General features: G+C 60.5%; 18 protein-coding genes and 1 tRNA gene. 7 read left to right on the plus strand and 12 right to left on the minus strand.

Annotated features, from left to right (window positions below; genetic code table 11):
- The first annotated feature begins 45 nt into the window (after positions 1-45).
- From V8689_RS02830 to V8689_RS02840, 3 genes are all read left to right on the plus strand, one after another.
- Positions 46-1,335: a GGDEF domain-containing protein gene (locus V8689_RS02830; protein WP_060766330.1), complete on the plus strand. Its 1,290-nt coding sequence runs from the start codon at positions 46-48 to the stop codon at positions 1,333-1,335.
- A gap of 90 nt (positions 1,336-1,425) precedes the next feature.
- Positions 1,426-3,195: an acyl-CoA dehydrogenase C-terminal domain-containing protein gene (locus tag V8689_RS02835; protein ID WP_056783948.1), complete on the plus strand. Its 1,770-nt coding sequence runs from the start codon at positions 1,426-1,428 to the stop codon at positions 3,193-3,195.
- A gap of 250 nt (positions 3,196-3,445) precedes the next feature.
- A complete protein-coding gene (locus V8689_RS02840) occupies positions 3,446-5,224 on the plus strand; it encodes an acyl-CoA dehydrogenase C-terminal domain-containing protein (protein ID WP_056783952.1) in 1,779 nt (592 codons plus the stop codon).
- 226 nt (positions 5,225-5,450) lie between these two features.
- On the opposite strand, the gene V8689_RS02845 is transcribed toward V8689_RS02840, so the two are convergent.
- A complete protein-coding gene (locus tag V8689_RS02845; protein ID WP_019817406.1) occupies positions 5,451-6,350 on the minus strand; it encodes a LysR family transcriptional regulator in 900 nt (299 codons plus the stop codon).
- A 209-nt stretch (positions 6,351-6,559) separates the two neighbouring features.
- On the opposite strand from V8689_RS02845, the gene V8689_RS02850 reads away from it, so the two are divergent.
- From V8689_RS02850 to V8689_RS02865, 4 genes are all read left to right on the plus strand, one after another.
- The gene (locus V8689_RS02850; RefSeq protein WP_056783955.1) at positions 6,560-7,822 is read left to right on the plus strand and encodes an aspartate aminotransferase family protein; all 1,263 of its coding nucleotides are present in this window, start codon (positions 6,560-6,562) and stop codon (positions 7,820-7,822) included.
- Positions 7,823-8,047: 225 nt separating this feature from the next.
- Positions 8,048-8,413 (plus strand): type II toxin-antitoxin system RelE/ParE family toxin, encoded by a 366-nt coding sequence (locus V8689_RS02855; protein WP_056783959.1) that lies wholly within the window; start codon positions 8,048-8,050, stop codon positions 8,411-8,413.
- Positions 8,397-8,714: a helix-turn-helix domain-containing protein gene (locus V8689_RS02860; protein WP_034133912.1), complete on the plus strand. Its 318-nt coding sequence runs from the start codon at positions 8,397-8,399 to the stop codon at positions 8,712-8,714. The genes V8689_RS02855 and V8689_RS02860 overlap by 17 nt, the downstream gene beginning before the upstream one ends.
- A 93-nt stretch (positions 8,715-8,807) precedes the next feature.
- Positions 8,808-8,966 carry a YqaE/Pmp3 family membrane protein gene (locus tag V8689_RS02865; RefSeq protein ID WP_003194776.1) on the plus strand — a complete coding sequence of 53 codons (159 nt, stop codon included), beginning with the start codon at positions 8,808-8,810 and terminating at the stop codon, positions 8,964-8,966.
- Between the two features lie 5 nt (positions 8,967-8,971).
- Here V8689_RS02865 and pqqE read toward each other — a convergent pair whose 3' ends face one another.
- From pqqE to V8689_RS02920, 11 genes are all read right to left on the minus strand, one after another.
- The gene (pqqE, locus tag V8689_RS02870) at positions 8,972-10,102 is read right to left on the minus strand and encodes a pyrroloquinoline quinone biosynthesis protein PqqE (RefSeq protein ID WP_056783961.1); all 1,131 of its coding nucleotides are present in this window, start codon (positions 10,100-10,102) and stop codon (positions 8,972-8,974) included.
- Positions 10,095-10,370, minus strand: coding sequence for a pyrroloquinoline quinone biosynthesis peptide chaperone PqqD (gene pqqD, locus V8689_RS02875; protein WP_003194772.1), 276 nt, complete (start codon positions 10,368-10,370; stop codon positions 10,095-10,097). The genes pqqE and pqqD overlap by 8 nt, the downstream gene beginning before the upstream one ends.
- Entirely contained in the window at positions 10,367-11,119 is a 753-nt protein-coding gene (pqqC, locus tag V8689_RS02880) for a pyrroloquinoline-quinone synthase PqqC (protein ID WP_003194770.1), read from the minus strand. The genes pqqD and pqqC overlap by 4 nt, the downstream gene beginning before the upstream one ends.
- Before the next feature lie 11 nt (positions 11,120-11,130).
- Complete coding sequence (gene pqqB / locus V8689_RS02885; RefSeq protein WP_056783965.1) at positions 11,131-12,042, minus strand: pyrroloquinoline quinone biosynthesis protein PqqB; 912 nt, start codon at positions 12,040-12,042, stop codon at positions 11,131-11,133.
- A gap of 71 nt (positions 12,043-12,113) precedes the next feature.
- Positions 12,114-12,188: a pyrroloquinoline quinone precursor peptide PqqA gene (gene pqqA / locus V8689_RS02890; protein ID WP_003194766.1), complete on the minus strand. Its 75-nt coding sequence runs from the start codon at positions 12,186-12,188 to the stop codon at positions 12,114-12,116.
- 158 nt (positions 12,189-12,346) lie between these two features.
- Entirely contained in the window at positions 12,347-14,722 is a 2,376-nt protein-coding gene (gene pqqF, locus V8689_RS02895) for a pyrroloquinoline quinone biosynthesis protein PqqF (protein ID WP_081089488.1), read from the minus strand.
- A 48-nt stretch (positions 14,723-14,770) separates the two neighbouring features.
- Positions 14,771-15,565, minus strand: a complete 795-nt coding sequence (locus tag V8689_RS02900) for a carbon-nitrogen hydrolase family protein (RefSeq protein ID WP_056783967.1) — start codon at positions 15,563-15,565, stop codon at positions 14,771-14,773.
- 10 nt (positions 15,566-15,575) lie between these two features.
- Positions 15,576-17,279: a flavin monoamine oxidase family protein gene (locus V8689_RS02905; RefSeq protein WP_032895015.1), complete on the minus strand. Its 1,704-nt coding sequence runs from the start codon at positions 17,277-17,279 to the stop codon at positions 15,576-15,578.
- 147 nt (positions 17,280-17,426) lie between these two features.
- Complete coding sequence (locus V8689_RS02910) at positions 17,427-17,873, minus strand: Lrp/AsnC family transcriptional regulator (protein WP_003194755.1); 447 nt, start codon at positions 17,871-17,873, stop codon at positions 17,427-17,429.
- A gap of 113 nt (positions 17,874-17,986) precedes the next feature.
- A tRNA-Ile gene (locus V8689_RS02915) sits at positions 17,987-18,063 on the minus strand.
- A 15-nt stretch (positions 18,064-18,078) separates the two neighbouring features.
- The gene (locus tag V8689_RS02920; protein WP_434520680.1) at positions 18,079-21,822 is read right to left on the minus strand and encodes an EAL domain-containing protein; all 3,744 of its coding nucleotides are present in this window, start codon (positions 21,820-21,822) and stop codon (positions 18,079-18,081) included.
- Positions 21,823-21,889: the final 67 nt, after the last annotated feature.

Consider the following 21,889-nt stretch of genomic DNA (forward strand, 5'->3'; position numbering starts at 1 on the left):
TAGAGGCACAGTGCCATTATTTGTTTGCGGGTCGGAGTTTTACCCTTGTCACGCGTGTCCGCTGTACGTTTCAGTCATTTCCTCCCTTCGCTGCTGCTGTTGCTGGCCGGGCTTTCGGCTGCGTACGTCAAGGACCTGAGCGTCTTCTTCACCTCGCTGTTTAACGTGTTGCCCACCCTGGTCCTGTTGCTGGGCGGCGCCTATTGCGCGGTGTATCGACGCCAGCGTGAACTGTTCCTGATGATCACGGTGTACGTCGCCTATTTCCTGCTGGATACCCAGACCGACTTTTATCGCGACAACGGCCGCGTGCGTGAAGACGCTGCGGTGGTGTTCCACCTGTGCTGCCTGCTGTTGCCCTTGCTGTTCAGCATCTATGCGCTTTGGCAGGAAAAAACCCATCTGTTCCGTGACTTCGTCGCCCGCTGCGCGGTGCTGCTGGCGGTGGGCAGTGTGGCGCTGGCCCTGGAGCAGAGTTTTCCCCAGGCGTTGCTGGGCTGGTTGGCGGAGATTCGCTGGCCGATGCTGCACGGCGCGTGGATGAGCCTGATCCAACTCTCCTACCCGATGTTCCTGATTGGTTTCCTCACCCTGGCCGCCCAATACTGGTACCAGCCGCGCCCGCTGCACGCCGCGCAACTGGTGGGGTTGCTGGGGATGTTCTGGATGTTGCCGCAAACCTTCATCCTGCCGTTCACCCTCAACATTATGTGCAGCCAGGTGATGCTGATGATCGCCGCGGGGGTGGCGCACGAGGCGTATCAAATGGCGTTTCGTGATGAGCTCACCGGCTTGCCGGGGCGACGTGCCCTTAACGAGCGTATGCAGCGGCTGGGGCGTAACTATGTGCTGGCGATGAGCGACGTCGATCACTTCAAACGTTTCAATGACACCCACGGCCACGACGTGGGTGACCAGGTGCTGCGCCTGGTGGCGAGCAAGCTGTCCAAGGTCAACGGCGGCGGGCGGGCCTACCGTTACGGCGGTGAAGAGTTTGCCGTGGTGTTTGCCGGCAAGACTCTGGATGAGTGCATGCCGCACCTGGAGGAGATCCGCGAGATCATCGCCAGCTACGACATCAAGTTGCGCAACCCGGACCGTCCCCAGGACGACCATCAAGGCCGCCAACGCCGTGCGGGCAGCGGTGCATCCAGTGTGTCGGTGACGGTAAGCATCGGCGTGGCCGAGCGCCAGGCCGAGCAGCGCAGCCCCGACGAGGTGCTCAAGTCCGCCGACCAGGCGCTGTATGCCGCCAAGGGGGCGGGGCGTAATTGTGTGGTCGCAGCCGGGCAAACCCGCCGTGGCGCGGTGCGCATGCAAAGCGCTGCCGGTTGAGTAATGGCGCTGTATTCAGCAGCGCTACAGTGATTGTCCACGGCCATGGCCGGCAGTAGGTTAACCCTATCTGCTGCCGGAGACATTGCCATGCCTGAGTACAAAGCTCCCCTGCGCGACATGCGCTTTCTGATCGACACCGTATTCGATTTCCACGGCCACTACGCGGCGCTGGGTGCCACGGATGCCAGCCCGGACATGGTCAGTGCGATCCTCGAAGAAGGCGCCAAATTCTGTGAGAACGTACTCGCGCCGCTCAATCGCAGCGGCGATGAAGAGGGCTGCCATTTCGATAATGGCGTGGTAACCACTCCTAAAGGCTTCAAGCAAGCCTTCGCCCAGTATGTGGAAGGCGGCTGGCATGGCGTGGCGGCAGACCCGGCCTACGGTGGCCAGGGCCTGCCCCATTCCCTGGGCCTGGTGCTGAGCGAGATGATCGGCTCCAGCAACACCTCCTGGGGCATGTACCCGGGCCTGACCCACGGCGCGATGTCGGCCATCCACGCCCACGGCACTGACGAACAGAAAGCCACCTACCTGAGCAAGCTCACTGCTGGCGAATGGACCGGCACCATGTGCCTGACCGAAGCCCACTGCGGCACCGACCTGGGCTTGATCAAGACCCGCGCCGTGCCGCAGGCAGACGGCAGTTACGCGCTCACCGGCAGCAAGATCTTCATCTCGGCCGGCGAGCACGACATGAGCGCCAATATCATCCACCTGGTGCTGGCCAAGCTGCCGGACGCGCCGGCGGGCACCAAGGGCATCTCATTGTTTATCGTGCCCAAGTTCCATGCCGACTCCGGCGAGCGCAATGCGGTGCACTGCGGCTCCATCGAACACAAGATGGGTATCAAGGCTTCGGCCACCTGCGTGCTGAACTTCGATGGCGCCAAAGGCTATTTGATTGGCGAGGCGAACAAGGGCCTCAACTGCATGTTCACCATGATGAACCACGCACGCCTGGGTACCGGCATGCAGGGCCTGTGCAACGGCGAGGCGAGCTTCCAGGGTGCGATCAAATACGCTAACGATCGCCTGCAAATGCGTTCGCTCACCGGTGCCAAGGCCCCGGAAAAAGCCGCCGACCCGATCATCGTGCACGCCGATGTCCGTCGCATGTTGCTGACCATGAAAGCCTTCAACGAAGGCAACCGCGCCTTGACCTATTTCACCGCGCAACTGCTCGATACCGCGCACCTGGGCAGCGACGCCGGCCAACGCCAAGAAGCCGAGGACCTGCTGGCCTTCCTCACGCCGATCTGCAAAGCCTTCATGACCGAAACCGGCCTGGAGGTGACCAACCACGGCATGCAGGTATTCGGTGGTCATGGCTATATTCGTGAGTGGGGCATGGAGCAACTGGCCCGTGACGCACGGATTGCCCCGATCTATGAAGGCACCAACGGCATCCAGGCTCTGGACCTGCTCGGTCGCAAGGTGCTGGGCAGCCAAGGCAAGTTACTGCGCGGGTTTACCAAAATTGTGCATAAGTTCTGCACGGCCAATGCCGAGCATGCGCAACTCAAAGCCCATGTGGCGCAACTCAATGAGCTCAACCAGCAATGGGGCGAACTGACCCTGAAGGTCGGCACGGCGGCGATGAAAAACCCTGACGAAGTGGGTGCAGCGGCCATGGATTACCTGATGTACAGCGGTTACATCATCCTCGCCTACCTGTGGTTGCGCATGGCGATCGCGGCGCACGCCCAGGATGACGAAGGGTTTGCCCAGGCGAAGCTTGCGACCTGCGACTTTTATTTCAAGCGTCTGTTGCCGCGTACGACCATGCACCGTGCTGCGGTCGAGGCGGGAAGCGAATGCCTGATGAGCTTACCGGCGCAGGCCTTTGCACTGTAGAGGTCACTGATTGCTCGGGGACAAAATGTGGGAGCGGGCTTGCTTGCGAATGCGCTGGTACAGTCAAAAGATGTAGCGACTGACACGCCGCATTCGCGAGCAAGCCCGCTCCCACAATGGTTTGTATGTGACTTATAAATACTTAATGGTCACGAATGGACCCTATGTGTCTGAAAAGTTGTTCGGGTACACTCGGCGTCTATAAAACCGATCCTATCGAATCACTTTTCACGTTCTCACGAGGTTTGCCATGGCTGATTACAAAGCGCCGTTGCGTGATATGCGCTTCGTCCTCAACGAAGTTTTTGAGGTCGCTAATACTTGGGCCCAGTTACCGGCATTGGCAGACAGCGTTGACGCCGAAACCGTCGAGGCGATCCTGGAGGAGGCCGGTAAGGTCACCGCCAAATCCATCGCCCCACTCAGCCGCGGCGGCGATGAGCAAGGCTGCCATTGGGCAGACGGTGCCGTCACGACGCCCGACGGTTTCCCCCAGGCCTATAGCACCTACGCCGAAGGCGGCTGGGTAGGCGTGGGCGGCGACCCGACCTACGGCGGCATGGGCATGCCCAAGGCCGTGTCGGCGCAGGTTGAAGAGATGATCAACTCGTCGAGCCTGGCTTTCGGCCTTTACCCGATGTTGACTTCCGGTGCCTGTGTATCGATCAACACCCACGCCAGCGAAGAGCTCAAGGCCACCTACCTGCCGAAGATGTATTCCGGTGAGTGGGCCGGTTCCATGTGCCTGACGGAGGCCCATGCCGGTACCGACCTGGGGATGATCCGCACCAAGGCCGAGCCTCAGGCGGACGGCTCTTACAAGGTCAGCGGCACCAAGATCTTCATCACCGGTGGCGAGCATGACCTGACCGACAACATCATCCATCTGGTGCTGGCCAAACTGCCGGACGCACCGGCCGGGCCCAAAGGCATCTCGTTGTTCCTGGTACCGAAGTTTTTGGTGAATACCGATGGCAGCCTGGGCGCGCGTAACCCGGTGAACTGCGGCTCCATTGAACACAAAATGGGCATCCAGGCCTCCGCCACCTGCGTGATGAACTTCGACGAAGCCGTGGGCTACCTGGTTGGTGAGCCCAACCGTGGCTTGGCGGCGATGTTCACCATGATGAACTATGAGCGTTTGGGCGTCGGTATCCAGGGCTTGGCTTCTGGTGAGCGGTCCTATCAGAACGCGATTGAATATGCCCGCGACCGCCTGCAAAGCCGTTCCCCATTGGGGGCGCAGGCCAAGGACAAACCGGCAGACCCGATCATCGTGCATCCGGATGTCCGTCGCATGTTGCTGACCATGAAGGCGGCGAACGAAGGCGGCAGGGCGTTCTCCACCTACGTGGCGACGCAGTTGGACATCGCCAAGTTCAGCGACGATGCGCAGGCCCGCGAGCGTGCCGATAACCTGGTGGCGTTGTTGACCCCAGTGGCCAAGGCGTTCCTCACTGACCTGGGCCTGGAAACCACCGTACTTGGCCAGCAGGTGTTTGGCGGCCACGGTTACATCCGCGAGTGGGGCCAGGAGCAATTGGTGCGTGACGTGCGCATCACCCAGATCTACGAAGGCACCAACGGCATTCAGGCCCTGGACCTGATGGGCCGCAAGATCGTCGGCAGCGGCGGTGCGTTCTATACCTTGTTCGCTGATGAGATTCGCCAGTTCATCGCCGCATCGGGCCCTGAGTTGGCCGAGTTCACCCAGCCGCTGAGTGCGGCTGTGGATAACCTGGATGAGCTGACGGCCTGGGTGCTGGACCGCGCCAAGAGCAACGCCAATGAAATCGGTGCGGCCTCGGTGGAATACCTGCATGCGTTCGGCTACATGGCCTATGCCTATATGTGGGCGCGCATGGCCAAGGCGGCGTGGGGCAAAGAGCGCGAAGAAGATTTCTACGCCAGCAAACTGGGAACTGCACGTTTCTACTTTGCCCGTCTGTTGCCGCGTATCCACTCGTTGAGTGCGTCGGTAAAAGCCGGTAGCGAATCCCTGTTCCTGATGGATGAAGCCCTGTTTTAAGGGCGAGGAGGGCGTGTAAGCATTCTCTTACATGACGTGCTGCTAATCGTCCTCTATCGCCACATTGGATCCACGGCTAATCTACTTCACATGGACGTCGCGCAGGAAGCGCAAAGCAACAACACGGACACGTAGGATTCTGCCAGGACGGCGGAGTGAAATGGATGTCAGGGAAACAGTCTGCAAAGCCCCGCTTCGGCGGGGTTTTCTTTTGCCCGCGAAAAAGTCAGGCGGTTGCCGACGGAGCATTCATGACGTCTTCCAGCAGGGTGCGCAATAACGCCACCGTCGCCTGCTGGCGTTGCACATCGCGGCATACCAACCCCACTTTCAGCGGTACCCTGGGCTCGCTCAAGGGTTTCCACAGCAGCGCCTTGCTGTTGTGCTCGTCCTGGGAGCGCCCGGGCAGCACCGTCGCCAAGCGGGTGTGAGGCAGGCTGTCGAGAATGCCCACCATGGTATTGAGCTCCGCCTGCACTTGCGGACGCCGCCCGAGGTTGGACAGTTGGCCTTGCCAGATCTGCCGAACCTGAAACTCTTCCCCCAGCAGCAACATCGGCAATTCGGCGGCTTGTTTGAGCGAGACTTTCTTGAACTCGCGCAAGGGATGGTCTTCGGGAATCACCACCTTCAACTCGTCTTCATACAGCAGCACGCCATGCAGGCCCGGTTGACGCGGTGGCAGGTAGCTGATGCCGATATCGAGTGAGCCATTGAGCAGCCGCCGTTCAATCTCAAGCCCGGTCAACTCGTAGATCTGCACCACCAGATGGGGCTGGGCTTTGCGCACGCGCTCAAGCATCTGTGGTACCAGGCTGGTGTGTACGGTTTGCAGCACGCCGATGGCCAGGGTGCGCATGGCCTGGCCCTTGAAGTTGCGCAGCGCCTCGACGGCTTGCTGCATGCCATCAATCAGCGGCAACGCATGGTTGTATAAGGTGTGGGCCGCCAGGGTCGGCAACAGGCGCTTGCTGCTGCGTTCGAACAGGCTGACGTCGAGGTTCTGTTCCAGTTGGCGAATCTGTTGCGACAGCGCTGGCTGGGAGATCGACAGACGCTCCGCGGCACGGCCTACGTGGCCTTCCTCATACACCGCGACGAAATAACGCAGTTGCTTGAAATCCATAAGGTTTGCTTATCGAAAAAGCTGGAAAATCGAAATGGCCGCTGGCCCCCGAGGCGCCTAGTCTAGCGCCTATTCGCAGGGCTTACAGGGCCGGATCGGACAATGAACAGCGTTTTTGTTGATAGCGTTTACATAGGCAAGGCAAAAAATCGAAAGGCCCCAGTGGCAGGCGGCATCGACCAAGGTCAGGTTGCCAGCGGGGGTGAAGTGTGAGCTTGTTCCGTCGCTCTGCGCCGAGTCTGGATGACCTGGTTGTGCATGCCCCGCGTGCAGAGGTTTCCAGCCAGTGCCTGATGCCCACTGTGGCGCGCCCGCCCCAGGTGTTTGTGCAGGGGCAGGGCTCCTGGCTTTCGGACGCTGACGACCGTGCCTATCTGGATTTCAGTCAAGGCGGTGGCGCCAACAGCCTGGGCCACAGTCCCCAGGCCGTGCGCGACGCCGTTACCGAACAGATGCACACCGTGATCAACCCCGGCCTGGGCTTGCACAACCGTGCGCAACTGGACCTCGTCGACCGTCTGTGCCACCACACCTGCAGCGACCAGGCCTATTTGCTCAACAGCGGTGCCGAAGCCTGTGAAGCGGCCATCAAGTTGGCACGCAAGTGGGGCCAACTGCATCGCGGTGGCGCTTACCACATCATCACCGTAAGCAACGGCTGTCACGGCCGTAGCTTGGGGGCGATGTCGGCGTCGGCTGTGGCCTGCGAAAACCGTTTCGAACCGCAGTTGCCAGGTTTCAGCCAGGTGCCGTTCAACGATCTGCCGGCCCTGCACGCAGCGGTGGATGCGCAGACCGTCGCTATCATGCTGGAGCCGATACAAAGCGGCGGCGCTGTCATCCCCGCGACCGAACATTACCTCAAGGGCGTCGAACGCCTGTGTCGTGAGCTGGGGATCCTGCTGATCTTCGACGAAGTGCAAACCGGCGTGGGCCGTTGCGGCAGCTTGCTGGCCGAACAGCAATACGGCGTGCGTGCCGATATCATTGCCATGGGCAAAGGCCTGGGCGGCGGCGTGCCCCTGGCGGCGCTGCTGGCGCGTGGCACGGCCTGTTGCTTCGAACCGGGCGAGCTGGACGGTACGCATCATGGCAATGCGCTGATGGCATCTGCGGGTATCGCAGTACTCGACACCCTATTGGCGAACGGCTTTCTCGAGCACTTACGCGAATCCGGCTTATACCTGGCAGAAGGCCTTGCCCGCCTGGCCTACCGTTACGGCCATGGACCCTTGCGCGGCAACGGGCTGCTTTGGGGCCTGACACTGTCGGACGATTGCGCCGCAGCAGTGGTCAAGGCCGCGCTGCACGAAGGCCTGATTCTCACCGCCTCACAACCTGACTGCCTGCGCTTTACCCCTGCGCTGAACATCAGCAAAACACATATCGATGAAATGCTGCTGCGGCTTGCCCGTGCTTTTTCCCGGGTGCGTACCGCTCAAGTGCAATGCCGCAAGGGCATCGCTGTTTGACCCCAGTTTCCTGAACCGTCTCGCGGCATACGCGGCGCCTCCAGCCTGATTCTTTTGGCTGGGGGCGTTTTTTTGTCTGGGTAATTTCTGGTGTGAAAACGTTGATTGAGTCTCTCTGGAAACAGTGGTTTTTTAGCGTGCGTCGGCAAGGAATGCCGATGGGGTACGACGTGCTCGACTTTCAATCTATACCACTGGGTGGTATGTTTTACGGAAGGGATCTCCATGAAGCTCAGGTTGTTCAAAACACGGCGATTTGCCGAGGCGGCCACAAAAGCCTGGATCTGCGATTCGGAGTTGAGGGAGGCGTTTGGCGAAATGCTGAGGGGGCAGGCAGATAATCTGGGAGGTGGTGTCTGGAAAAAGCGCCTCAACCAAAATCGGCATCGTTCCATCGTATTGGCCAAGGGCAGGCACTATTGGGTCTATCAGTTGCTATTCGCGAAGAAGGATCAAAGCAACATTACTCAAAGCGAACTTGTTTGGTTTCGATCACTGGCCAAAACTTATGAAGGGTTAAACGAGGCACAGATTCAGCAAATGCTGGATCTCAAGGAGTTTGTGGAGATACATCATGACCAAGAAGTATAAAAGCGAGGCGTTTGAGTCCATTCACGAGTCAGCCAAAGCGCTTCATGCTGTCGGCGCCATCAGCAAAACCACTCTGCGAGAATATGATGAGGCATGTTTATCTATGCCAGACCAAATCCCTGCCGAACAGATCAAGCAACTACGTGAAAGCAGCCATGTCAGCCAACCTGTATTCGCCCGCTACCTAAACACCAGCGCGTCCACGGTCAAAAAATGGGAGTCGGGAGAGAAACGGCCCAGTGGCATGGCGCTCAAGTTATTGAGTATCGTGCAAAAACATGGCCTGGAGATTCTGGCCTGAGATGGCCCAATGCCAGAATCCACTGAACCCTCACGAACCGCCAAGGTCGATTAGCTACACGGCTCACACGAGCCGATTTTCTGGAGCTGACCCATGGACATTATTCGTATCATCATCGCCATTCTGCTGCCGCCATTGGGTGTGTTCCTGCAAGTAGGTTTCGGCGGTGCCTTCTGGCTGAATATCCTGCTGACCCTGTGCGGTTACTTCCCCGGCATCATCCATGCGGTGTACATCATCGCCAAGCGTTGAGGCCCTCAGCCTTTTGCAATGAGCCTTGAGTTGCGCTCATTGCGAAAGGCCAGTTGCTCGATGGTCTGGGTGGCCTGTTCGGCCTCTTCCCGCGCCTGAAGGATGATGCCGTGCTGCTCGGATTTGCTGCATACCGGGTCGGCGTTGCTGGCGTCACCGGTGAGCATGAAGGCCTGGCAGCGGCAGCCGCCGAAGTCCTTTTCTTTTTCGTCGCATGAACGGCACGGCTCGGGCATCCAGTCGTAACCACGAAAGCGATTGAAGCCAAACGAGTCGTACCAGATGTGCTGCATGCTGTGGTCGCGCACATTGGGGAACTGCACGGGCATTTGCCTTGCGCCGTGACAGGGCAGGGCGGTGCCGTCGGGTGTGACTGTCAGGAAGATGCTGCCCCAGCCGTTCATGCAGGCTTTGGGGCGCTCCTCGTAATAATCCGGTGTCACGAAGATCAGCTTGCAGGGGTGGCCTTCGGCTTCCAGCGTGGCGCGGTATTCATTGGTGATACGTTCGGCGCGCACCAGCTGCTCGCGGGTCGGCAGCAAGCCCACGCGATTGAGCTGCGCCCAACCGTAGAACTGGCAGGTGGCGAGCTCGACGAAATCCGCTTCCAGCGCAATGCACAGTTCGATGATGCGGTCGATCTTGTCGATATTGTGCCGGTGGGTGACGAAGTTCAGCACCATCGGGTAGCCGTGGGCTTTCACCGCTCGGGCCATTTCGAGTTTTTGCGCGAAGGCTTTTTTCGAGCCGGCCAGCAGGTTGTTCACCTGCTCGTCACTGGCCTGGAAGCTGATCTGGATATGGTCCAGGCCGGCTTTCTTGAAGTCGCTGATTTTTTGCTCGGTGAGGCCAATGCCAGAGGTGATCAGGTTGGTGTAGAAACCCAGCTTGCGCGCCTCGCCGATCAGTTCGGCCAGGTCCTGGCGCACCAGCGGTTCACCGCCGGAAAACCCTAGCTGCGCCGCGCCCATTTCACGGGCTTCGCGAAAAACCTTGATCCATTGTTCGGTGCTCAGCTCCTTGCCCTGCTCGGCGAAATCCAGCGGGTTGGAGCAATACGGGCACTGCAACGGGCAGCGATAGGTCAGCTCGGCCAGCAGCCACAGCGGCAGGCCGATGGCGGGTTTTTCAGGCAAGGGTGATCCAGTGCTCAGCACGGGCGACCTCCATGAATTGCTCGATGTCGTCACCCAGCTCCGGCACGCCGGGGAATTGCTTGTCCAGCTCGGCAATGATGGCCGCCACGTCGCGCTCGCCGTCGATCAGGCCACCGATCAATGCGGCGCTGTCATTGAGCTTGATCATGCCTTCGGGGTAGAGCAACACATGGCCTTTTTGCGCAGGCTCGTACTGGTAGCGATAGCCCTGGCGCCAGGTCGGTTTTTTGCTGCGATCAAAGCTCATAGGGTGATCCCTTTATGCCATACCCGCTGCTCGGTCACGCTGTGATAGGGCGGGCGTTTGAGTTCGTAGGCCATGCTCATGGCGTCCAGCATGCTCCACAGGATGTCCAGTTTGAACTGGAGAATTTCCAGCATGCGCTCCTGCCCCTCGCGGGTGGTGTAGTGCTGCAGGGTGATCGCCAAGCCGTGTTCCACATCGCGACGGGCCTGGCCCAGGCGTGTGCGGAAGTACTCGTAACCGGCCGGGTCGATCCACGGGTAATGCTGGGGCCAACTGTCGAGGCGCGACTGGTGGATTTGCGGCGCGAACAGCTCTGTCAGCGAGCTGCTGGCGGCTTCTTGCCAGCTGGCGCGGCGGGCGAAGTTGACATAGGCATCCACGGCGAAGCGTACGCCGGGTAGCACCAACTCCTGGGAACGCAGTTGGTCGGGGTCCAGACCTACAGCCTGGCCCAGGCGCAGCCAGGCTTCGATACCGCCGTCTTCACCGGGCGCGCCGTCGTGGTCGAGCAGGCGCTGGATCCATTCGCGACGGATTTCACGGTCTGGGCAGTTGGCCAGGATCGCCGCGTCTTTCAGCGGGATATTCACCTGATAGTAGAAGCGATTGGCGACCCAGCCCTGGATCTGCTCACGGCTGGCGCGGCCTTCGTACATCGCCACATGGTAAGGGTGATGGATATGGTAGAAGGCGCCTTTGGCGCGCAGGGCCGCTTCGAACTCAGCCTTGCTCAACGGTGTGTCGGTCATTTCGATCACTCCTACAATTCAATGCTCATGCCGTCGTAAGCCACTTCGACATTGCGCCGCACCAGTTCCGCTCGCTCGGGGGAGTCTTCATCGAGGATCGGGTTGGTGTTGTTGATGTGGATAAGCACTTTGCGCTGTTTGGGCAGTTGCTCCAGCACTTCAAGCATGCCGCCGGGGCCGTTCTGTGCCAGGTGGCCCATCTCGCGCCCGGTGCGGGTGCCGACGCCACGGAGCTGCATCTCATCGTCGTCCCACATCGTGCCGTCGACCAGCAGGCAGTCACTGCCGGCCATGATGTCCAGCAGCGGCGCGTCGACCTTGCCCAGCCCAGGGGCGTAGAACAGTTTGCCGCCGGTGCGCAGGTCTTCGACGATCAGGCCGATGTTGTCACCGGCGTGCGGGTCGAAGCGGTGCGGCGAATAGGGCGGTGCGGCGCTGCGCAACGGCAGCGGGGTGAAGCGCAGGTTGGGGCAGGCCGGGATGGTGAAGCTGGCGTCCAGCTCGATGCGGTTCCAGGCCAGGCCACCGTTCCAGTGGGTCAGCATGGTGAACAACGGGAAGCCTGTGCTCAGGTCTTCGTGGACCATGTCGGTGCACCACACCTGATGCGGGCAGCCTTCGCGCAGGCTCAGCAGGCCGGTGGTGTGGTCGATCTGGCTGTCCATCAGGATGATTGCGCTGATGCCGGTATCGCGCAGGGCGCGGCCCGGTTGCATGGGCGCAAAGCCTTGGAGCTGCGCGCGGATATCCGGCGAGGCATTGCAGAGCACCCAGTTCACGCCGTCGTCGGAGATCGCGATGGACGACTGGGTACGCGCGTGGGCCCGCAGGCTGCCATCACGAAAACCTGCGCAGTTCACGCAGTTGCAGTTCCACTGCGGGAAGCCACCGCCGGCGGCGGAACCTAGAATCTGGACAAACATGATCGCTCCATCAAGCACAGCTCAAAACAAAAACGCCCCGGGCGAACCGAGGCGTTGTATCACTCAGCCAATCAACGGCTGGCGAAGTACATGGTGACTTCGAAACCAATACGCAGATCAGTGTAAGCAGGTTTGGACCAGGTCATATTCTTACTCCTATCAAGGGATGGGACGTTCACTACCAAGTAATACATATAGTCCACCTCCCATTGGAGATGTTCAGATATTGCTGCGCAATGTTACGCAATTTTATTCAAGTTAGCGCTGTCTCGGTGGAGAAAGCCTGTTGCAGGGTTGGCAATGATCACGGCACTGCTTGCCAGTCGTCGTTGATACGCGGCCCGTTGGCCACGCAACGCCAGCCGCCTGCTGCGTCATTGAGTTGGTGCGCGGCGTGCTGCACATCCTCGCGTGTGCGCTGTTGAATCAACTGTTGAAGCTGATCCAGATAACCCGACGAATGACCTGCCAGATGCGCATGCCAGAGCAACTCGGCAGCTTCGTTGATGGGCAGCGTCTGGGCCGAGAACTGCTGCGCGAGGGCCTGGTTACCCAGGTCGGGGCAGCGCTTGATCAACGACGGCAGTTGTTCGAGGAAGGCCTGCAACTGTTCGACGATGCCGTCCAGGGAAGTGCTGGGCGATTGCACCCCAAACAGCAGGCCGGTTTGGCCGTTGATTTGTCGGATGCCGCTGAACACGGCGTAGCCGATTTGCAGTTCGACTCTCAGGCGCTGGTAGAACGGCCCCTTGAGCACATGCCCGAGTAACCGCCAGTTGGCTTCATCGGCGAGGGTTTGCGTCGGCGTTGGGCAAAATAGCAGTAGCGCCGCCTCGCTGGATTCGGTGTTGACTGCGTGCCAGCGCTTTTTTCCGTCAAGGGGCTGAGGTGTGAGAGACATAGTTGCCGGTTGCCCAGGCAGCCGGGCCGCTGCGGCTTTGATTGCGGCTTCACAGGAGGCGGGCAGACCTGCGCCCAGCCCCTGCCAACGCGCAGTGGCCCATGACGCTGTCGTCCCCTGAGGCTCGGGCTGAACACCCGCACAGCAAGCAGGCAACGCCTTGAGCAGTTCCCGGATGGCGATCATCGGCACGGGAGCGGGCACTGGTAAAGTTTCATCCGAGCCAGTCAAGCACCGAGCCAACGCTTCGAGCACCGCCGGCATGGGCTCGTTGAGGCCGTGCATTTTTACCTGCCAGTCAGTGGCGATCGTTTCGCAAGACAACTCGACGCCCGCCTGCCGTGCCTGTTCGCACAGCGGCCGCAACAGGCTTTCCAGCCCGGTGGGTACCGCCGAGTCAAACCGCCAGTGCAGGTACAGCGCGCCTTCGCCCGTGTCATCCGCCAACGCCTGGCTGAAGGTCAACGCTGACAGCTCCCGTCGGCCCCGTGAGCGATCCTGGGCAAAGGTTCGCAAGCCACGGTGGGCGCTGGTTTGGCCGCGAATCAGGCCGGCGCGTTCGTCCTTGGCGGGTGCACGGAGAAAGGGATTGTCAGGCGGCAGTTGCCAAGGGTGCCGGGAGGCGGGCAGGTGCAGTGAATCGAGCATGGCCTTGAGGGCTGCGGCGCCTTGTTCCGACAGGTCTTGGGCATCGTTGCGCGCCAAGGCCAGGGCGCCTTGAACCTGTTGTTGACGGGCATTGAGCAAGGCGAACTCTTCGCGTAACGCTGTCCAGTCGCTGTGTACGAAGAAGCTCAGCCAGTCGTGCAGCAACGCTTCGATCTGTGTGGCCGGTTCGCGCTCGCTGCCGAGAGTGAAGTGGATATCCAGCACGGCTTGATCCGCGAATTGGTACAGCACGGACGCTTGCAGCGTGGTGGTCAGTCGTCGAGCTTGCAGTTCAGCGAGCAACCCGCCGGACGCCGAGGCGTTGAGCCAGGTGCAGAGAAACGCCAACGCTTCCCGTGGGGCGTTACAGGTAATGACCTGATGCAGATGCTGACCGTCGGCGTGTTGATAGCAGCGTGCCGAGCCTTGCATCAAGGCCGGTGGAGCGGCCTGCGGGTGTAATGGCCCGGGCGTCAGTTGGTCACTGAACTGCTGGGCCAAGGCCTGTAGGTTGGTCAGCGATTGTGGGCCGGCAAGGCTCAAAGTCATCTGCCCGCTTTGATAAAAGTGTGCGTGGAACCCGCGCAAGGCTTGCTGAAAGGCATCGCTTTCCACTGGCAGGCTGTCGCGGTTGCCGGCATGAAAACCGCGCAATGGATGATCCGCCGCCAAGCCTTGCAGCAGCGCCACTTGCTGTTGGGCCTTGGCATCCTGGGACCAGGCGATGAACTCCGCGTCGAGAACTTCGCGCTCACGCTGTTGATCGTCAAGGTTCAGGCGTGGGTGAGTCAGCATATCCGCCAACCGCATCAGCCCGTCTGCAAACACCGGCACCGGCAGTTCAAAGAAAAACTCGGTGGTGCGCTCACGGGTGCTGGCGTTGACCTGCCCACCATGGCGTTGCACGTAGGCCATCAGCCCTTCGTCGGCTGGAAAACGCTCGGTACCGAGAAACAACAAGTGCTCAAGAAAATGCGCCAGCCCAGGCCAGGCCAGTGGCACGTCATGGCTGCCGGCAGCCACCTGTAAAACGGCGGCGCAGCGCTTCAAGCGCGGCGCATGGCGCAGGCAAACCCGCAGGCCATTGGCGAGGGTCAGGTGAACGGGATGAGGGTGAACCGGCGCAGGCATGGGCACTTCCGAGGCGTGGGAAGTGCCTATGCTAGCAAACCCAATGGGTCAGGGCTTGTGCAGTGCGCCGTAGAGTTCGGCGCGCCGGTCTTGCAGGTAGTGGTTGGCGGCGCGGGCGTCGACAATAGATTGGCGCTCCAGGGTGCCGACGATCAAGGCTTCATCCAGGCCGGCCTGGGCAATTCGCTGGCCGTCCGGCGCGGCAATGCTGCTTTGCCCGCAGTAGTGAATCTCGCCTTCGTGCCCGCAGTAGTTGGCATAGGCAACGAAACATTGGTTTTCAAAGGCTCGCGCCCGCACGGTGACGTCGGCGACAAAGTCGAACGGCACCATGTTGGCGGTGGGCACCAGGATCAGTTCGGCACCGGCCAGGGCCAGGCGCCGGGTGTTTTCCGGAAACTCCAAGTCGTAGCAAATCAGCATGCCCACCTTCCACCCGTTCAATTCCACCACCGGGAAATCATCGGGGCCGGCGCTGAACATCGAGTGGTCAAGATCGCCAAACAAGTGGGTCTTGCGGTAATTGCATAGGCGTGTGCCCTGGGCATCGATCAACTGCACGGCGTTGTAGACCTGGCCGTCTTCGGCCCGTTCCGGGTAGCCATACAGGATCGCCAGCCCGGCACCTTGCGCCAGTTCGGCAATCGCCTGCGCCGACGGCCCGTCCTGTGCCTCGGCCAGTGCGCCAACGGCTTCGGCGCCAATGTTATAGCCGCTGAGGAACATCTCTGGCAGCACCAGCACATCGGCGCCGTGTGCCTCATGGGCCAACCGGTGCAGGCGCTGCAGGTTAGCGGCCACATCCAGCGGCAGTGGCGGGCATTGGTACAGGGCGACACGCATGCTCAACTCCTTATTCTGCCAGGGCGATGGGCCCTATTTCATCGAACACGTCGCCCGGGCCTGGGTTTTGCGGGTGAGTGCTGCCACCGAAGTGGTTCATGATGCCCCACACCGCGTTGAGCGAGGTTTGTACCGCGCCTTCGACCCAGGCAGGCGTCCACGATACATCATCACCCGCGATGAAGATCCCGCGTTGTTCGGCGGGCATATCCTTCTGCATGAAGTGCGCATACATCCGCTGGTTGTAGCGATAGTGGCCGGGCAAGGCGCCTTTGAAAGCCCCGAGGAAATGCGGGTCGGCCTCCCAGGACACGGTGATCGGGTCGCCGATGATGCGCGCCTTGATGTCGACCTTGGGGTAGATCTTCTTCAGTGCATCCAGGGCCAGTTTCACCCGCTTGTCGATAGGCTGGGGCAGCATCTTCAGTGCGTCGCTCATCCACGAGTAGGACAAGCAGATCACCCCCGGCTTGTCGTCACCGTTATCGAACAGGTAGGTGCCTCGGGTCAGGCGGTCGGTGAGGGTCATGCTCATCAGGTCGCGACCGGTTTGTGGGTCTTTGTCTTTCCAGAATGGGCGATCAACCATCACGAAAGTTTTCGATGACTGCATGTAGCGAGTGCGGTCCAGGGCCATCCACATTTTTTGCGAGAACAGGGTTTCGTCGCATTCGATCTGGGTGGTCAGCAGCCAGCTTTGGCAGGTGGTCAGCACTGCCGCGTATTCGCGGGTGTCGCCATAGTTGTCGGTAACGGCAAAGCGGCCATCGGCGGCGTGGGCAATGCGCTTCACGCCGGCCCGTGGTGCACCTCTATGCAGCGAGCTCAGGCTGGTGCCGGCTGGCCAGTGGGCGCAGCGCTCCGGCACATGGCGCCAGATGCCCATTGGCACTTGGGCCACGCCGCCGACGATCAGGTGTTGATGATCATCGCAGTTGGTCATCACCACGCGGAAGATTTCCAGCATGGAGTTGGGGAAGTCCGAGTCCCAGCCGCCGGTGCCGAAACCGACCTGGCCAAACACCTCGCGGTGGTGGAACGACAATTTGGCGAAGGCCTTGGAGGTGGCGACGAAGTCGTAGAAGGTACGGTCATCCCACAGCGGCACGAGCTTGTTCCACAGCTCCTTGAGCCGCGGGACGTCGCGGTCGCGGATCGCCTGCTGGATATCGCCGAACTGTGAGCCGGCTTCCAGAGCGTCGGCCCAGGCATCGGCTACTTCCTGAAACAGTGCAGGTAAATCGGAGAGTTTTTGCGCGTAGTGAGTCTGGCCTTCCAGATCGATCACAGTGCTGCCGGACGCCGGTGTCAGCGGGTTGGGAAAGGGCTTGGTTTCCAGTCCCAGTTTGTCCACGTAATGGTAGAACGCCGTGGACGACACCGGGAACCGCATGCCGCCCAGCTCGGCGATGATGCCTTCGGCGCCTTCAAAGGCCTGCGAGCGCAAGCGGCCACCCATCTTCGAGGCTTCATACACCACCGGCTTGAGCCCTAGCTTCATCAGCTCGTAGGCCGCAACCAGGCCCGCGATCCCGGCCCCTACGATCGCCACCTCGGCGCCATGATTAGCCGCAGGAATACTGCCCAGCCCGGCGGGGTGTTCGATCCAGTCATCAAAGGCAAACGGGAAGTCCGGGCCGAAGATGGTGATGGGTTTCTTGCCGTCGCCCGGGTGGCGATTGGGCTTGCTGAGGGTGCTGGACGGAATGCTCATGGCTGACCTTACTGACGGCTCGGCGGGAGGAGGGCCCGTTGAGTATAGGAAAAGATGGCAGCCAGTTTAGGGAGCGTTGCGCTCGTTAATAAGACGCAATGTGTCGTCGTATTGCGCTAGTTTTAGTCAATATGACGAGTTTAGTGATCAGATTGGTTGTCCGCGATCCAATTTGTTACTGAGGATGATCGAGGTGGTGGTTTTCTCCACGCCGTCGACACTGCCGATCTGGTCCAGCAATTGGTCCAGTTGCTCCGGCGAATCGGTGCGCAGCCAAGCCACGTAATCGAACTCCCCACTTACCGCACACAACTGCTGCACCTGGGCCATGGCGCTCAGCCTGCGCAACACCTCTTTGCCCGAACGGGGTTGTACGGTAATGCCCACATAAGCCTGCAACCCGCCATCCGCAACACGCTGGCCCAGGCGCACGCCGTAACCGGTGATGACCTGGGTCTTCTCCAGGCGTGCCAGACGCGACGTGACGGTGGTGCGCGCGATGCCCAACTGCCTGGCGAGCATGGCCACGCTTTCACGGGCGTTGAGCTGCAGGGCGGCGATCAGTTGGCGGTCGATTTCGTCTAGGGCGGGCAAGGGGAGAGCTCCAGTGCGGGAGGGCAGTGAGCAGGCATGTTACAGGCTTGGCCCTGCGGGCAAAATGATTCAGCCAGATACGCAAAAGCCGCGCAATGCGCGGCTTTCTTGTGTGGTGGGCCCAGTAGGACTCGAACCTACGACCAAGGGATTATGAGTCCCCTGCTCTAACCAACTGAGCTATAGGCCCTCAGTAGGTCGCGGATTATAACGATGGTTTGTTCACTGTGCCATCCGAAAAATCCTCATGCCGTGTACGAAGGAAGCTGGCGGCAAAAAGCTCCGGCGGCAGGGGCAGGCTGACGATGTAGCCTTGCATCTGTTCACACCCCTCGCTTGCGAGGAATGCTTGTTGTGCCGGGGTCTCCACGCCTTCGGCGATGATGGTGAATTGCATGCTGTGGCCGAGGGCGATGATGGCGCGCACGATGGCTGCATCGTGAGGGTCGTCGGGCAGGCCGCGGACGAAGGATTGGTCGATTTTGAGGAAGTCCAAGGGCAGGCGTTTGAGGTAGCTGAGGGACGAATAACCCGTGCCGAAATCATCGATCGCCAATTGGACGCCCAGGCGCTTGAGGTGGTGCAACACCGCAAGCGCTTCTTCGGCTTGGCTCATGATGAAGTTTTCGGTGATTTCCAGTTGCAGGCAGCCGGGTTCGAGGCGGTAATCGCGCAGCAGTTGTTCGATGCGTGACAGCAGGTTGGGGTGACGCAGTTGCGCGCCTGCGAGGTTGACCGACAGGGGGCCGAAATCCTCGAAAGCCGTTTGCCAGGCGTGCAGCTGTCGGCAGGCCTGTTCCAGTACCCAGTCGCCGATTTGCAGGATCATGCCGTTTTCTTCGGCCAGGGCGATAAAGTGCTCTGGCGGGACCTCTCCTAGAGTGGGGTGATGCCAGCGGATCAAGGCTTCGGCGCCGATCAGTTGTTGGGTGACTAGGCTGCGTTTGGGTTGGTAATACAGGCTCAATTCTTCACGTTCGATGGCGCGGCGCAGTTCGTGCTCCAGCGCTACGCGTTCATTGGCCTGGGCCGTCAGGTCTCGGGTGTAGCGCTCGACCCGGTTACGCCCCTTGGCTTTGGAGCGATACATCGCGGCGTCGGCATTTTTGACCAGGGTGGCCACATCGGTACCGTCTTGCGGATACAGGCTGGTGCCGATACTGGCGCTGATAAAGAACTCATGCTCGCCGGCCTGGAAGGGCGGGGTAAAGCAGTCGAGCAGTTTGTTCGCCAAGTGCTGGGCGTCGCTGGCCTGTTGCAAACCGGGCAGCAGGATGATGAATTCGTCGCCGCCCAGGCGAGCAACGGTGTCCACGTCCCGCAACTGCTCCTTGAGGCGTACCGCGATGTCTTTGAGCAGCAGGTCGCCGACCGGGTGGCCGAGACTGTCGTTGATGTGTTTGAACCGGTCGAGGTCGAGAAACAGCACCGCGCCCTGCTTGCCACTTTCCTGCTGGCCGTTGAGGGCGGCTTGCAGCCGGTTTTCGAACAGCGTGCGATTGGGCAGGCCGGTCAATGGGTCGTGGTGGGCTTGATAGTCGAGGCGTGCCTGGGCCAGCTTGAGGCTGGAGATGTCGGCGAACACGGCAACGAAATGCGTAACCAAGTGCTCACGGTTACGCACGGCACTGATGGTCAACCAACTCGGATACACCTCGCCGTTCTTGCGGCGGTTGGAGATCTCGCCTTGCCAGTGGCCGTGGGTCGTCAACTGGTGCCACATCGCCGGGTAGAACGCGCTGTCATGCAGGCCGGAGGCAAGCAGACGCGGGGTATGGCCAAGGGCTTCAACCTCGCTGTAGCCGGTTATCTCAGTGAAGGCGCGGTTGACGGCGCTGATGTTCTGCCGTGTGTCGGTGATCAAGACACCTTCGGCGGTGCTTTCGAACACCGTGGCGGCCTGCTGCAGTTTTTCCTGCATCACCTGGCGTTCGGTGATGTCCCGGGCGATGGTCAGCATGCAATCTTCGTCGCCAATCGGCAGTGGGCGGCTGGACACTTCGCACAGACGAATCTGGCCGTCGGCACGGCGGATATGACAGATGAAATCGCGGACAAAGCCGTCGCGCTGCATCAATTCGAGCATGTGCTTGCGTTCGTTGAGGTCGACCCAGATGCCCAGGTCCAGGGCTGATTGGTCGAGTGAAGAGGCGCTGGTGAAGCCGGTCAGGTGGCTGAAGCCCTCGTTTACTTCGATCAGCAGGCCGTCGCTCTGGCGGCTCAGCAGCAAGCCATCGGGGGAGGCATGGAAGGCTTTGGCAAACTTTTCTTCGGAGGTTTGCAGTCGCTGTTGGGTTTCCTTGAGCTGGGTGATGTCCCGCACCACCACCACCAAGGCTTCGGTGGTGTCGAGTTGGAACGGCTCGGCTGAGATCAGCCCGGTAAAGGCCTGGCCATTGCTGCGCAGAAAAGGCATTTCCAGGTTACGGATGCTGGTGGTCTGTACCCGTTGCAGCAAATCCGGGCCGCCCCCTTGAATACCCCATATATTCAGGTCGGTGGCGGTTTTGCCTACCACCTCGTCGGCGCGCAGGCCAATCTGGTCCTCGAATGCCTTGTTGACCTCCAGCAGGCAGCCATCAGACAACCGGGCAATCACCAGAATGTCGGGGCACTGCTGAAACACCGAGGCAAATTTCTGCTCGGACAGTTGCAGGGCTTCTTCGGTGCGCTTGGCTTCGCTGATGTCGATCATCAGGCCGCGCAGCACTGGCTCGTGGCCGTGTTCGATCAGGCTGACAATGTCACGTACCCACAGGCAGCGGCCATCAGCGGTAATGACTCGGTAATCAATGCTGTGATCACGGTTGGCACGGGTTTCCCGATAGCAATAGGCCTCGGCGCGGGTCAGGTCGGCGGGGTGGATGATGTTGCGCCAGAAGCCTGGAATCAGCCAGTGGGCGCGGGGATAACCGAGCAGGTTTTCGGCATGGGGCGACACGTAGCTGTAGGTGAAATCGCTGATGCTTGCTTCCCAAGCGATGGCGGACAAGCTCTCCACCAGGCCGCGATAGTGGTACTCGCTGCTACGCAGTTCTTGCTCAAGGGCGACCCGGCGGGAAATTTCCGAGCTGAGCCGGCGATTGATCCGAATGACGATCGCCAGCACCGTACTCAATAGCAGCACCGCTGGCAGGCCGTACGTGAGCAGGTCAGCCCAGAAGGTGCGGTGATCGGTGAAGCTGCCGACCCAGTGTTGCTGGATCGCGTCAGTTTCGGCAGAGCTGAGGTCGGCGAGGACTTTGTCCAAAATGCCTACCAGTATTTTTTCGTCGCGTGGGACACCCATCGCCAGTTGGTAGCGATAGGGTGTTTCTCCGCTGACGTATAAACCGTCGAGCTTGAGTTGGCGTAGGCTCCAGACGCTGGAGGCCAGGTCACCGACTACGGCATCCACTTCATCGGTGGCCAGGGCTTGCAGCGTCGAACTGACGTTGGGCAGGGCCACCAGATTCAGGTCCGGATGGTGGGTACGCAGCAGTTCATGGGGCGCGTAGTTTTCCACCACGGCAATTTTCAGCCCGTACAAATCCTTGAGGCTGCGGGGTTTCGCGCCGCCTTCATGGGCCAGGATGACGATGGGAAAGTCGAGATAGGGGCGTGTGAAGGCCAGGAAATTCTGGCGTTCGGGGGTGGACATGATGCCAGGCAGCAGGTCGAGCTGGTTATTGCGGGCTTGTTCAAGCACCGCGGTCCAGTTAACCGGTTCGATCAGTTTGATTCGCACGCCCAGGCGGTCTTGGAGTAGGCGTACGTAATCGGCAGCCAGGCCCTGATATCGGCCATTTTCATCGCGATATTCAAACGGTGGCCAGGACGCGTCCACGCCGAGGCGCAGCTCCTGATGGTCCGCCAACCAGCTACGCTCATCATCCGTAAGAGTCAACGCGCCAGCCGTTGCGGTCCAGGTCAGCAGCGACAGCAGTATCACGGTCGGCAATCTGGGCATAACGGTCTCGTTATGGCACGGGGAATGTCTCGAGTGTAGACGGGCATTGCGAGGGTGGGGTGGTGCG

The sequence above is a fragment of the Pseudomonas sp. AK181 genome, assembly GCF_051122975.1.
GTDB classification, from domain to species: Bacteria; Pseudomonadota; Gammaproteobacteria; order Pseudomonadales; family Pseudomonadaceae; genus Aquipseudomonas; species Aquipseudomonas lactis.